This is a genomic window from Leifsonia sp. RAF41, assembly GCF_052114085.1.
In the GTDB taxonomy this organism is placed as follows: Bacteria; Actinomycetota; Actinomycetes; order Actinomycetales; family Microbacteriaceae; genus Leifsonia.
In genome coordinates this window covers 2,098,836-2,111,839 of sequence record NZ_JBFREB010000001.1, presented here as the reverse complement: position 1 = coordinate 2,111,839, position 13,004 = coordinate 2,098,836, and the positions used below count along the sequence as shown (strand labels likewise).

The following is a 13,004-nucleotide window of genomic DNA, read 5'->3' as shown; positions in this document are numbered from 1 at the left end:
ACTCAGAGGTGTGGAAGGAGACAGCGCCGTCGTGAGTTCGCGGGTCTGGACGATCCCGAACGTCCTGAGCTTCTTCCGGCTCGCGCTCGTCCCGGTCTTCCTCTGGCTCGTCATCACCGGCGAAGACGGCCCCGCTCTGTTGGTGCTGGTGTTCGCCAGCGCGACGGACTTCCTCGACGGCTGGCTCGCCCGGCGCCTCCGTCAGGAGTCCCGCCTCGGTCAGCTGCTCGATCCGGCCGCCGACCGCCTCTACATCTTCGCCGCCCTGATCGGGCTCTGCTGGCGCGAAGTGATCCCCTGGTGGCTCTTCATCGTGATCGTGGCGCGGGATGTGATGCTCGCCGTCCTCGGCATCATCCTCGCGAACCACGGCTTCGGCCCGCTCCCCGTGCACCACCTCGGGAAAGTGGCCACTTTCTGCCTCTTCTGGGCGCTTCCCCTGTTGATGCTCGGGGAGGCGTTCACGCCGCTCGCACCCGTATCGCTGCCGCTCGGATGGGCGTTCGCCTTGTGGGGTGCGTTCCTCTACTGGTGGGCGGGAATCGTGTACATCCGGGAGACGGCACGGGTCATCCGCCGTCCGGCCGATGACAGGGGCGCTCCATCGGATACGCTGGACGGCAAGGAGGTAGACGGTGCCTGAAGACATTAACCCCAACGCTGCGGCCGGTGAAGCCGACGACGCCGCCCGGGGCCCCCTGCGCGACCCCGCGAGCAACGAGGACACGACCGCGCGTTTCGGCGAGGACTTCGTCTCGAAGATGTACCCGTCGGGCGAGGTCTCGCCCGAGGAGCTGGAGGCCATCGCGGCCCTCCCGTCCGGTTCGGCGCTGCTCATCGTGCGTCGCGGGCCCAACTCGGGCGCGCGGTTCCTCCTCGACGCCGACGTGACGACCGCTGGCCGCCACCCGAACGCCGACATCTTCCTGGACGACGTGACGGTGTCGCGCCGTCACGCGGAGTTCACGCGCCGCGGCACCTCGTTCGAGGTCCGCGATCTGGGCTCATTGAACGGCACGTACTACGACGGTGTGCGGATCGAGAGCGCCCTGCTCGCCGACTCCGCCGAGGTCCAGATCGGGAAGTTCCGGCTGACGTTCTACGCCTCGCGCCACGACCTCGCCGCAGCGGCGAACGGCTAGTGGCCCGGCCGGCCCAGCGGGCCGCCGGTGACGCTCCGGCCCTGCTCAGCATCGGCCAGGTACTCGGGCGGCTGAGTCCAGAGTTCCCCGACCTGTCGTCGTCGAAGCTGCGCTTCCTCGAGGAGCGCGGGTTGGTGTCCCCCTCCCGCACAGCCTCCGGCTACCGCAAGTTCGCATCCGCCGACGTCGATCGGCTGCGAGCGGTGCTCGCGATGCAGCGCGACCACTACCTCCCGCTCAAGGTGATCAAGAAGTACTTCGCCGAGCTCGACGCAGGGCTCGACCCCGTGTTCCCTGGCGCCGCTCCGGCCGGCTCCATCCTCGGCGGCGCTCGGCGCTACCGCCGGGACGAGCTCCTGCGCGAGGCCGGCGCCGACGCCGAGCTCCTGCAGGACGCCGTCAGCGCATCCCTCATCGTCGCCTCCGATGTGTACGGGGACGAGGCACTCACCGTGCTGCGCGCACTCGCCGAGCTGCGGCGCAGCGGCATCGAGCCCCGGCACCTCCGCGGGTTCCGCGCGGCCGCCGAGCGCGAGATCGGCCTGATCGAGACCGCCCTGGTCCCGATCGCGCGGCGCAACGACGTGAGCAGCAAGGCACGCACGGCCGAGCTCGCCCGCGAGATCGCGGCGCAGCTCGACGTGGTCCGTGGCAGCATCATTCGCTCGTCCATCTCCCGACTCCGCCCGTGAGCGCGGCGCCGGAGCTCGACACGCCGACACCGAAACGACGGATGTCGTTGCCGGGCGACCGCCGCATGGGTACCGTGGATGAAGCGACGCGGATGCGACGCGAGATTCACTACCCGGGTGAGAGGCGATCTTGATGAGCGAACTGAGTCGTGACGACGGCGCCTCCCGCTACGACCTGGGGCTCCTGTTCACGGACGGCCTCCCCGAGATGGACGACGTGAACGGTTACCGCGGCGCGGTCGCCGCCCGCGCGGCCGGCATCTCGTACCGCCAGCTCGACTACTGGGCGCGCACCGGGCTGGTCGAGCCGACCGTCCGCGGCGCCGCCGGTTCCGGCTCCCAGCGCCTGTACGGCTTCCGCGACATCCTCGTCCTCAAGCTCGTGAAACGCCTGCTCGACACCGGTATCTCGCTCCAGCAGATCCGCACGGCGGTCAACCAGCTGCGGGAGTCGGGCGTCAGCGACCTCGCTCAGACCACGCTGATGAGCGACGGCGCGAGCGTCTACCTGTGCACCTCCAACGACGAGGTGATCGACCTCGTCAGCCGCGGTCAGGGCGTCTTCGGAATCGCGGTCGGCAAGGTGCTGCGCGAGGTGGAGACGAGCCTCGTCGAACTGGACACCCAGACGGACGCCATGGACGAGCTGGCCGCCCGACGCGCTTCGCGCACGCGCGCCTCCTGAGCGCCCCCAGCCTCTAGCCCTTCCGCGCGGTCTAGGCGCGCCTGACGGTCTCCGCTTCCCTCCGCCTGCCCGGTCCGTCCCGCAGATTTGCGCCAATTCGCGGTTATGCGGTTCCCTTTCCCACGATTTGCGCCAAATCGCGCCTCGCCCTCCCTCGACGGCGCTGAAGGCGGCACGATTCGTGACGAATCGGGATTTCGCGGGGGCCGCGACGGTCGTCGAGGCAGAGATTTGCGCCAAATCGCGGTTATCGCGGTCGCATAACCGCGATTTGCGCCAAATCGCGCGCTGACCGCACGCCGACAGGGCGCGCCAGTGCAGCACGCACCCTCAGCGGCGACGTCAGGGAGCGGTCGCGTACTCGCCGAGGCGCGCCGTCCGGAGCACGCGCTCCAGCAGCATGTCGAAGTTGTGCGCCATCTCCTGGGCGCTCTCACCGGGCCACACGTGCAGCGGCTTCGCCGCGCCCTGGGCCTGCTGCAGGGAGGTGCGCTCGGGCAGCTGCGGCGACAGCACGAGCGGTCCGAACATGTCGCGCAGCTCCTTGATCCGGAACTGGTGCTCGAGCGACTGGACGCGGGCACGGTTCACGATGATGCCGAGGGGCTGGAGGCGCGGCGAGAGACCGCGGCGGATCTCCTCGATCGCGCGCAGGGCACGGTCGGCGGCCGCGACGGAGAATAGGCCGGGCTCGGTCACCACGGCGACGCGGTCGCTCGCGGCCCAAGCCGTGCGAGTGAGCGCGTTGAGCGAAGGCGCGCAGTCGATCAGCACGAGTTCGTAGTCGTGCTCGACGTTGGCGAGCGCCTCCTCGAGCTTCCAGATGTCGCGGATGCTCGGGTGCGGGCCGTCGAAGTTGATGGCCGACGGGCTCCCGATCATGACGTCGATGGTGCCCGAGCGGCCCTTCGTCCAGCCGGACGGGGCGATCGCCGCGCGCACGATCTTCTCCTTGGGGGAGGCGAGGACATCGGCGACATTGAGGTGTCCGGCGACCTGGATATCCATGCCGGTGGAGACATCCGACTGCGGGTCGAGATCCACGACCAGCGTGCGAAGGCCCTTCGCAAACGCCGCTGACGCCAGTCCGAGCGTCACCGTCGTCTTTCCGACACCACCCTTGAGGGAGCTAACGCTGAGTACGTGCACGACAGCCACGTTACCTTTACTAGTCTTAGAGAACCTAACCGTTTGCTGTGTGGTGTCGACCCCTGCTCGAAAGGTCCCCATGTTCCGAAAGATCCTCGTTGCCAACCGCGGTGAAATCGCCATCCGGGCTTTCCGGGCCGCGTACGAGCTCGGCGCCCGCACGGTCGCCGTGTTCCCGTACGAAGACCGGAACTCGATGCACCGCCTGAAGGCCGACGAGGCGTACCAGATCGGTGAGCCGGGTCACCCCGTCCGCGCCTACCTGGACGTGCAGGAGATCATCCGCGTCGCCCAGGAGTCCGGTGCCGACGCGATCTACCCGGGATACGGGTTCCTGTCCGAGAACCCCGAACTCGCCGACGCCGCCCGCGCGGCCGGTATTGCGTTCATCGGCCCGCGCGCCGAGGTCCTCGAGATGGCCGGCAACAAGGTGACCGCGAAGGAGCACGCGATCGCCGCGGGCGTCCCGGTGCTCAAGTCCACTCCGCCTTCGCGCGACATCGACGAACTCATCGCCGGCGCCGACGACATCGGGTTCCCGATCTTCGCCAAGGCGGTCGCCGGTGGCGGTGGCCGCGGCATGCGCCGCGTGAACAGCAAGGGCGAGCTGCGTGCCGCCCTCGAAGAGGCCATGCGCGAGGCGGACAGCGCGTTCGGCGACGCCACGATGTTCCTGGAGCAGGCCGTTCTGCGGCCGCGCCACATCGAGGTCCAGATCCTCGCCGACTCCACCGGCGACACCATGCACCTGTTCGAGCGCGACTGCTCGGTGCAGCGCCGCCACCAGAAGGTGGTCGAGATCGCGCCGGCCCCGAACCTGTCCGACGACATCCGGCAGGCGCTGTACCGCGATGCCATCGCCTTCGCCCGCTCGATCAACTACGAGAACGCCGGAACGGTGGAGTTCCTGCTCGACACGGCGGGCGAGCGCGCCGGCCAGCACGTCTTCATCGAGATGAACCCGCGCATCCAGGTCGAGCACACGGTCACCGAGGAGATCACCGACGTCGACCTCGTGCAGTCGCAGATCCGGATCGCGGCGGGGGAGACGCTCGCCGACCTCGGCCTCAGCCAGGACACGGTCCAGATGCGCGGTGCCGCCCTGCAGTGCCGCATCACCACGGAGGACCCGACGGCCGGCTTCCGGCCGGACACCGGCAAGATCACCACGTACCGCTCCCCGGGCGGCGCGGGGATCCGCCTCGACGGTGGAACGATCAACCCGGGCGCGCAGATCAGCCCGCACTTCGACTCCATGCTGGCGAAGCTCATCACCCGCGGCCGCGACTTCCCCGCCGCCGTGCTGCGGGCCCGTCGCGCGCTGGCCGAGTTCCGCGTCCGCGGCGTCGCCACGAACATCCCCTTCCTCCAGGCCGTGATGGAGGACCCGGACTTCATCGCCGGCAACGTCTCCACCTCGTTCATCGAGGAGCGGCCGGAGCTGTTCAAGGGCCGCGCCTCGAAGGACCGCGGCACGAAGGTGCTCAACTGGCTCGCCGACGTGACCGTCAACCAGCCGAACGGCGCACACCCGGAGACGGCCCACCCCACGGAGAAGCTGCCGAAGATCGACCTCAGCGCGCCGGCCCCTGCCGGGTCACGGCAGCGGCTGCTCGAGCTGGGCCCGAAGGGCTTCGCCGAGGCACTGCGTGCCCAGAAGGCGCTGGCGGTCACCGAGACCACGTTCCGCGACGCGCACCAGTCGCTCCTCGCCACGCGCGTCCGCACCCGCGACCTGGTCGCGGTCGCACCCTATGTCGCGCGGATGACGCCCGAACTGCTCTCCGTCGAAGCCTGGGGAGGCGCGACCTACGACGTCGCACTCCGCTTCCTCGGCGAGGACCCGTGGGAGCGCCTGGCGACGCTGCGCGAGGCGCTGCCGAACATCAACATCCAGATGCTGCTCCGCGGCCGCAACACCGTCGGCTACACGCCGTACCCGACCCAGGTGACCGACGCCTTCGTGCGCGAGGCGGCGGCGACCGGGGTGGACATTTTCCGCATCTTCGACGCCCTCAACGACGTCTCGCAGATGCGCCCGGCCATCGAGTCGGTGCTGTCGACCGGCTCGGCGATCGCCGAGGTCGCCGTCTGCTACACCGGCGACCTGCTCGATCCCGCCGAAGACCTGTACACGCTCGACTACTACCTGCGTCTCGCCGAACAGATCGTCGACTCCGGCGCGCACATCCTGGCGATCAAGGACATGGCGGGCCTGCTGCGTCCGTCCGCCGCCGAGAAGCTCGTCGCGGCGTTCCGTGAGCGCTTCGACCTGCCGGTCCACGTGCACACCCACGACACCCCGGGCGGCCAGCTCGCCACGCTGCTCGCGGCATCCCGGGCCGGTGCGGATGCGGTGGATGTGGCGAGCGCGCCGATGGCGGGAACGACGAGCCAGCCGAGCGCCTCCGCTCTGGTGGCCGCTCTCGCGCACACCGAGCGTGACACCGGCATCTCGCTGACGGCTGTCGAGGACCTCGAGCCGTACTGGGAGGCCGTGCGCCAGGTGTACCGGCCGTTCGAGTCGGGTCTGCCCGGCCCCACCGGCCGTGTCTACAAGCACGAGATCCCGGGCGGTCAGCTCTCCAACCTCCGCCAGCAGGCGAAGGCACTGGGGCTCGCCGAGGACTTCGAGCTGGTGGAAGACATGTATGCGGCGGCGAACCGCATCCTGGGCCGCATCCCGAAGGTGACGCCCTCCTCGAAGGTGGTCGGCGACCTGGCGCTGCACCTCGCGGCGGTCAAGGCCGACCCCGACGACTTCGCCGAGAACCCGCAGAACTACGACATCCCCGACTCCGTCGTTGGCTTCATGGCGGGCGAGCTCGGTGAGCTCCCGGGTGGATGGCCGGAGCCGTTCCGCACGAAGGTCCTGGCCGGGAAGACGGTCAAGATCGGCGTCGAGGACCTCTCGGCCGACGACGCGTCGGCCCTCGAGGGCTCCAGCGAGGAGCGCCGCGCCACCCTGAACCGGCTGCTGTTCCCGGCGCCGACGCGCATCTACGAGCAGATGCGCGAGCTGTTCGGCGACCTCTCGGTGGTGGACTCCCTCGATTACCTGTACGGCCTGCAGCAGGGCAGCGAGCACGTCATCGAGTTCAGCCGCGGGGTGCGCCTCTACATCGGCCTGGAGGCGATCGGCGAGGCGGACGAGAAGGGGATGCGGACCGTGATGACCACGCTCAACGGCCAATTGCGGCCGGTGTTCGTGCGCGACCGCAGCATCACCGTCGAGTCGAAGGCCGCCGAGAAGGCGGACTCCGCCAAGCCGGGGCATGTCGCGGCACCGTTCTCGGGCGTCGTCACGCTGCAGGTCGGCGTCGGCGACACCATCGCCGCCGGTCAGGCCGTCGCGTCCATCGAGGCCATGAAGATGGAGGCCGCGATCACCGCTCCGGTGGCCGGGACGGTCGAGCGGCTCGCCATCCCGAAGACGCAGCAGGTGGACGCCGGCGACCTCATCGTGGTGATCCAGCCCGCCTGAGACGGGGCCTGAGCCCGGCCGTCGCGTCCCTCGTGGGGCGCAACGGCCTACAATGGCGAGTCGCGGGGCCCAGAGCGGGTCACCGCTCCAGACGAAGGAGAACGTTCGACGTGGCAGAAGGTCCTGACGCCGACACCCCGGAGGCGCGTCCGCCCCGCGACCTCGTGCCGGCCGACGACGAGCTGACGCCGTCGCCTGCCTTCGAGCCGCTGCCGTCGCTGGACGTCGACTCGACGCTCAGCATCGACGTCGACCTGCCTCCGGTGCCCGCACGCGAGATCCCCGAGGACGAGGCCGCCGTCGCGATCGACGACGTCCCCGTCGACCCGGGCTTCGTCGCGTCGCCCAGTGAGCCGACCACGATGTCGGTCGCCATCGTCGCATCCCGACTGGCCGCCACCCCGCCGGAGGCGCCTGCGGGTCTCGCCGCGATCTCCGCAGACGACGCGCCGCCCCTGCCGCCGAGCGAGCCGTTCGCCGGCTCCCGCCGCGACCGCCTGCGGGGGGAGTCCTCCCTGCAGCCGGAGCCGGCCGCGATGCTGACCGCCGACCGCCTGCTCGAGGTCAACCGCAAGACGCGCCCCGGCCCCGAAGGCCCGTGGCAGCGCTTCGTCTACAACGTCACCTTCCGTACCGTGAACCTCGGCGACTCCGCCAAGGTCCGCGCGCGCAAAGAGCTGGACCACCGCATCCAGAAGCACTTCGAGGGCGGTGCCCGCTTCGTCCCCGTGCTCACCCGCAAGGGAGGCGTCGGCAAGACCACAGTCACCACGCTGCTCGGGATGGCGCTGGCCTCGGCCCGCGAGGACCGCATCATCGCGATCGACGCCAACCCGGACCGCGGGACGCTCTCCGAGCGGGTGCCGCGGCAGACGCGGTCCACGGTGCGGGACGTCGTGCACAAGGCGGCGAGCATCGGCGGGTTCACCGACTTCTCGGCACTCGTGTCGCGCGACGAGACGCGCCTGGACATCCTCGCCTCGGACACCGACCCGATGCTCTCGGAGGCGTTCGACGAGAACGACTACAACGTCGTCGCCGATCTGTCCGCCCGGTTCTACTCGATCGTGCTGACAGACTGCGGCACCGGAATCGTCCACTCGGTGATGCGCGCCACCCTGCAGCGCGCCGATTCGCTGGTCATCGTCTCCGGCGGCAGCGTCGATGAGGCCCGGCTGGCCTCCGAGACGCTGACGTGGCTGGAAGCGAACGGCTACGGCGAGCTCGTCCGCAACGCCGTCGTCGCGCTCAACACGGCGACGCACGCGACCAACCTCGTCAAGCTCGAGGAGATCGAGGCGCACTTCCGTTCGCGCGTCCGCGAGATCGTGCGTGTCCCGTACGACCCGCAGCTCGCCGCAGGCTCGGTGGTGTCGTGGAAGGACCTCAAGCCGCTGACCCGCCTGTCCGCCCGGACCCTGGCCGCTCTCGTCGTCGAGGGCCTCCCGGCCGAGCGCGACTGAGCCGCCCCGCCCGTCCCCGCCGTTCTCTCGAGGAGTGCCCGTGACCGAACGTCAGATCCGCCTGTTCGGCGATCCCGTACTGAAGACCCCATCCGACCCGATCGGGGACATCGACGAGGGAGTCCGCGGGCTCGTCGAGGACCTCGTGGACAGCGTCCTCCCTCCGGGTCGCGCCGGGGTCGCAGCTCCCCAGATCGGCGTCAACGAGCGCGCCTTCAGCTACAACGTCGACGGCGAGATCGGTTACGTGATCAATCCGATGCTCGCCGAGGTGTCGGGCGAGCCGGAGTTGGTGGACGAGGGCTGCCTGTCCGTCCCGGGCCTGTGGTTCAAGACGCTGCGCTATCCGTTCGCCCGGGTGACCGGTATCGACCTGGAGGGGAACGCGATCGAGGTGTCGGGTACCGGTGTGCTCGCACAGGCACTGCAGCACGAGACCGACCACCTCGACGGCAAGCTGTACCTCGACCGTCTCGACAAGGAAACGCGCCGCGAGGCGATGCGCCAGGTGCGCGAGTCGGACTGGTTCTGACACCGCGCGCCTAGGATGACCGTATGCGTATTGCGGTCACAGGAGGATCGGGCAAGCTCGGACGCACCGTGGTGCGGGAGCTGCGGAAGGCGGGGGACGAGGTCGTCTCCCTCGATGCGACGGGGGAGCGCGGGCCAGGGTTCGTGCGGGTCGACCTGACCGACTACGGTCAGACGGTCGACGCCATCTTCGGGGTGAACGACCAGCACGACGGCTTCGACGCGATCGTGCACCTCGCCGCGATCCCCGCTCCGGGCATCCTGAGCGACGTGGCGACGTTCCACAACAACATCCGCGTCACCTACAACGTGTTCCAGGCCGCCCGCCGCGCCGGAATCCGCAATGTCGTCTACGCATCCAGCGAGACGGTGCTGGGACTGCCGTTCGACGTGCCGCCGCCGTACATCCCCGTGGACGAGGACTACCCGGCCCGCCCGGAGAGCACTTACTCGCTGGTGAAGCACCTCGAGGAGCAGATGGCGATCGAGCTGGTCCGCTGGGATCCCGCGCTGAAGATCGTTGCGCTGCGCTTCTCCAACGTGATGGACCCGGAAGACTACGCGGCCTTCCCGGCCTTCGACGACGACGCCCGTGCCCGCAAGTGGAACCTGTGGGGCTACATCGACGCACGAGACGGCGCGCAGGCCATCCGCCGCGCCCTGGAGTGGGACACGACCGGCTTCGACCGCTTCATCATCGCCGCGGCCGACACGGTGATGAGCCGGCCCAACGCCGAACTCGTCGCGGAGGTCTTCCCCGGCGTGCCGCTCAAACGCGAACTCGGCACGAACGACACGCTCCTCTCGATCGACAAAGCTCGCCGCATCCTCGGCTACGCCCCCGAGCACAGCTGGCGCGACGAGGTCTGATCGTCGTAGATTCGTGCCGAATGTCGCTTGTGACGCCGCCATAACGTCGATTCGTGCCGAATGTCGCTTGTGACGCCGCCATAACGTCCATTCGTGCGGAATCTTGTCGGGCGAGATGCTGTGGATAAGAGCGGCTGTCCACAGATTGCGGGAGCCGCTGTTGGGGGCGATTCCGACGCGGTGACAATAGCGGATGCGAACGCCTCGATCCCTCCCAGCATCACTGGTTTCCGTGCCCTTCACCCCCGACCACGCCCGTCGGTCAGCGGTGGCATACCGACGCTTGCGGGCCCGCGACCTGCACCATCCGTTTCACGGCATCCACGTCGCCACCGCCCCTCGCACCGTTTCCGAACTGTGCAAGGCGTATCTCCCGCTCCTTCCCGACGGCGCTCTGTTCAGCCACCAGACCGCGGCCGAACTGCTCCGCATCCCACTCCCGGGGTCGCTCCCCGATGCACGTCTGCACGTCTCCGTCGAATTCCCGCGGTCGCCCCCTCGTGCTCGTGGCGTGATCGGGCACAGCCTCGGAAAGGTGACGGGCGAAGTGGTGGATGGGTTCCCTGTCTGCTCGCCAGCCATCGTCTGGTGCCAGCTCTCCGGCGTGATCGGTAGGGAGGATCTCGTCGCCGCCGGCGACTATTTGCTCGGGGCACGCAAGCGGGCGCCCCTCGTCGACCTCGATGAACTCGCGACGCTGTCAGAAGAGCTCTGCCGAACGAAGGGAGCTCGAGCCCGCTCGTGGGCGCTCCCGCGCATCCGTTTCGGCGCCGATTCCCGTCCCGAGAGCCTGCTGCGGCTTGTCTTGGAAGAGCGCGGTCTGAACGGTATCGAGGTGAATAGCCCGGTGAGTGTCGCTGATGGCCGGTTGACCCTGCACCCCGATCTCGCCATCCCCGCCCGACGGATCGCGTTCGAGTACGAGGGAGACGGCCATCGGGTGGATCGACGACAGTGGGCCACAGACATTGAGCGCCGCGAGCTCTTCGAAGGCGAGGGGTGGCGGGTCATGAGAGTCACAGCCTCCGACCTCTTCGTCGACCGCGTCGCCTTCCTCGGGCGCCTCAACAGATTCGTGCCGAATGTCGCTTTCGGCGAGGCCAAAACGACAATTCGGCACGAATCATGACTCGGATCAGTGGGCGAGCGAGAAGCCCTGCGTGCTCGGGTTGTCGCTGTAGATGCCGTCGATCACGTCGGCGAAGTCGGCCAGGATGACGTTGCGCTTGATGCTCAGCTTCGGCGTCAGGTGACCGCTCGCCTCGCTCAGGTCCGTCGCGAGCACGACGAACTTGCGGATGCTCTCCGCGCGCGACACACCCGCGTTCGCGTGATCGATCGCGCGCTGGATCTCGGCGTGCACGGCCGGATTGACCGAGGCTTCCGCGAGGGTCATGTCCTTGTCCTCGCCGTTGTTGGCGAGCCAGGTCGGCAGCATCTCGGTGTCGAGGGTGACGAGGGCGGAGATGAACGGACGCTGGTCGCCGACCACGATCACCTGGGACACCAGCGGATTGGCGCGGACCGGGTCCTCCAGCGCGGCGGGGGAGACGTTCTTGCCGCCGGCCGTGACGATGATCTCCTTCTTGCGCCCGGTGATGGTGAGGAATCCGTCCGCGTCGAACGAGCCGAGGTCGCCGGTGCGGAACCAGCCGTCCTCGAACGCCGCAGCCGTCGCCTCCGGGTTCTGCCAGTACTCCTTGAAGATGTTGATCCCGCGCACCTGAATCTCGCCGTCCTCCGCGAGCCGGAGGTCGACGCCCGGCAGGGCGGGACCGACGCTGCCGATGCGGAACGTATCCGGACGGTTCACCGTGGCCGGAGCGGTCGTCTCGGTCAGGCCGTACCCCTCGAGGATCTTGATGCCGAGGCTGTGGTAGAAGTGGCCCAGGTGCGATCCGAGCGGCGCCGAGCCGGAGACGGCGAACTTCACGCGACCGCCCATCGCCGCCCGCAGCTTCGAGTACACGAGCCGGTCGTACAGGGCGAACTTGAGCTTCAGACCGAACGGCACGGAGCCGGCCTCGACCGCCTTCGAGTGCTCGACCGCGACCTCGGCGGCGGCACGGAAGATCTTGCCGCGTCCGCCGCTTTCCGCCTTCTGCTCGGCCGAGTTGTAGACCTTCTCGAACACGCGGGGAACGGCGAGCAGGAAGGTCGGCTTGAAGCTGGCGAGCGCCGGGAGCAGCTGCTTGGTGTCCGCCTGATGACCCACCTTCACCCCGCCGGTGACGCTCAGCACCGAGATGAACCGCGCGAATACGTGCGCTGCGGTGATGAAGAGCAGAGTGGATGCGCCACCCGGCTGCTGCACCACATCCTTCAGGGCTTCGGCCGAGTTGCGCGAGAGCTCCACGAAGTTGGAGTGGGTGAGGACGCATCCCTTGGGCCGCCCGGTGGATCCCGACGTGTAGATGAGCGTGCCGATGTCGGAGCCCTTGGCGATCCGGCGGCGCCGCTCGATCTCCTCGTCGGGCACATCGCGTCCCGCCGCCGCGAGCTTGTCCAGGTCGCCGAGGTGGAGCTGCCAGACCGTGCCGATGAGGGGGAGCTCCGGGTGGACCTCGTCGAACCGCGCGTACATCTCGGCGGTCTCCAGGAACACCGCGATCGCGCCAGAGTCGGACATGTTCCACTGCACCTGCGTGGGCGAAGAGGTCTCATAGATCGGCACGAGCACGGCACCGGCGAACCAGGTGGCGAAGTCGATCAGCGTCCACTCGTAACGGGTCTTCGACATGAGCCCGATCTTGTCGCCCGGCTGGATGCCCGCAGCGACGAGACCCTTCGCAAGTGCGATGACCTGGCGGTGGAATTCGGCCGCCGTGACGTCCTTCCATCCCGCGCCGTCGGGCAGGCTGAACAGGGGCGCATCGGGGGTCAGGGCCACACGGTCCACCAGCAGATCGGTGGCGTTGGCGTCCGGGTCGGCCGGGACGATGGCGGGGGTGTCGAACTCTTTCACGGTAGCTCCCTCGATACCGGGCG

At 68.9% G+C, this 13,004-nt stretch carries 11 protein-coding genes; 9 read left to right on the top strand and 2 right to left on the bottom strand.

The features are described 5' to 3' along the window. Positions 1–10 precede the first annotated feature (10 nt). The 4 genes from AB4Y74_RS10150 to AB4Y74_RS10135 all read left to right on the top strand — a co-directional run bounded on the left by AB4Y74_RS10150 (position 11) and on the right by AB4Y74_RS10135 (position 2,519). A complete protein-coding gene (locus AB4Y74_RS10150) occupies positions 11–643 on the top strand; it encodes a CDP-alcohol phosphatidyltransferase family protein (RefSeq protein ID WP_441798960.1) in 633 nt (210 codons plus the stop codon). Continuing rightward, positions 636–1,142 (top strand): FHA domain-containing protein, encoded by a 507-nt coding sequence (locus AB4Y74_RS10145; RefSeq protein WP_441798959.1) that lies wholly within the window; start codon positions 636–638, stop codon positions 1,140–1,142. Before AB4Y74_RS10150 ends, AB4Y74_RS10145 begins: the two co-directional genes overlap by 8 nt. Next, positions 1,142–1,834 (top strand): transcriptional regulator FtsR, encoded by a 693-nt coding sequence (gene ftsR, locus AB4Y74_RS10140; protein WP_441798958.1) that lies wholly within the window; start codon positions 1,142–1,144, stop codon positions 1,832–1,834. Before AB4Y74_RS10145 ends, ftsR begins: the two co-directional genes overlap by 1 nt. Positions 1,835–1,967: 133 nt before the next feature. Then, positions 1,968–2,519 (top strand): MerR family transcriptional regulator, encoded by a 552-nt coding sequence (locus AB4Y74_RS10135; RefSeq protein WP_441798957.1) that lies wholly within the window; start codon positions 1,968–1,970, stop codon positions 2,517–2,519. A gap of 342 nt (positions 2,520–2,861) precedes the next feature. Here AB4Y74_RS10135 and AB4Y74_RS10130 read toward each other — a convergent pair whose 3' ends face one another. Then, entirely contained in the window at positions 2,862–3,668 is an 807-nt protein-coding gene (locus tag AB4Y74_RS10130) for a ParA family protein (protein ID WP_441800433.1), read from the bottom strand. 79 nt (positions 3,669–3,747) lie between these two features. Between AB4Y74_RS10130 and AB4Y74_RS10125 the strand changes: the two genes are divergently transcribed. From AB4Y74_RS10125 to AB4Y74_RS10105, 5 genes are all read left to right on the top strand, one after another. After that, positions 3,748–7,152, top strand: a complete 3,405-nt coding sequence (locus AB4Y74_RS10125) for a pyruvate carboxylase (protein ID WP_441798956.1) — start codon at positions 3,748–3,750, stop codon at positions 7,150–7,152. A gap of 110 nt (positions 7,153–7,262) precedes the next feature. Further along, complete coding sequence (locus AB4Y74_RS10120) at positions 7,263–8,615, top strand: nucleotide-binding protein (protein WP_441798955.1); 1,353 nt, start codon at positions 7,263–7,265, stop codon at positions 8,613–8,615. A gap of 40 nt (positions 8,616–8,655) precedes the next feature. Beyond that, positions 8,656–9,147: a peptide deformylase gene (locus AB4Y74_RS10115; RefSeq protein ID WP_441798954.1), complete on the top strand. Its 492-nt coding sequence runs from the start codon at positions 8,656–8,658 to the stop codon at positions 9,145–9,147. A 23-nt stretch (positions 9,148–9,170) separates the two neighbouring features. Then, on the top strand, positions 9,171–10,016 hold the full coding sequence (locus AB4Y74_RS10110; protein ID WP_441798953.1) for an NAD-dependent epimerase/dehydratase family protein: 846 nt from the start codon (positions 9,171–9,173) through the stop codon (positions 10,014–10,016). 535 nt (positions 10,017–10,551) lie between these two features. Beyond that, positions 10,552–11,145, top strand: a complete 594-nt coding sequence (locus AB4Y74_RS10105) for an endonuclease domain-containing protein (protein WP_441798952.1) — start codon at positions 10,552–10,554, stop codon at positions 11,143–11,145. Between the two features lie 6 nt (positions 11,146–11,151). On the opposite strand, the gene AB4Y74_RS10100 is transcribed toward AB4Y74_RS10105, so the two are convergent. Further along, the gene (locus tag AB4Y74_RS10100) at positions 11,152–12,981 is read right to left on the bottom strand and encodes an AMP-dependent synthetase/ligase (protein ID WP_441798951.1); all 1,830 of its coding nucleotides are present in this window, start codon (positions 12,979–12,981) and stop codon (positions 11,152–11,154) included. Positions 12,982–13,004 lie beyond the last annotated feature (23 nt).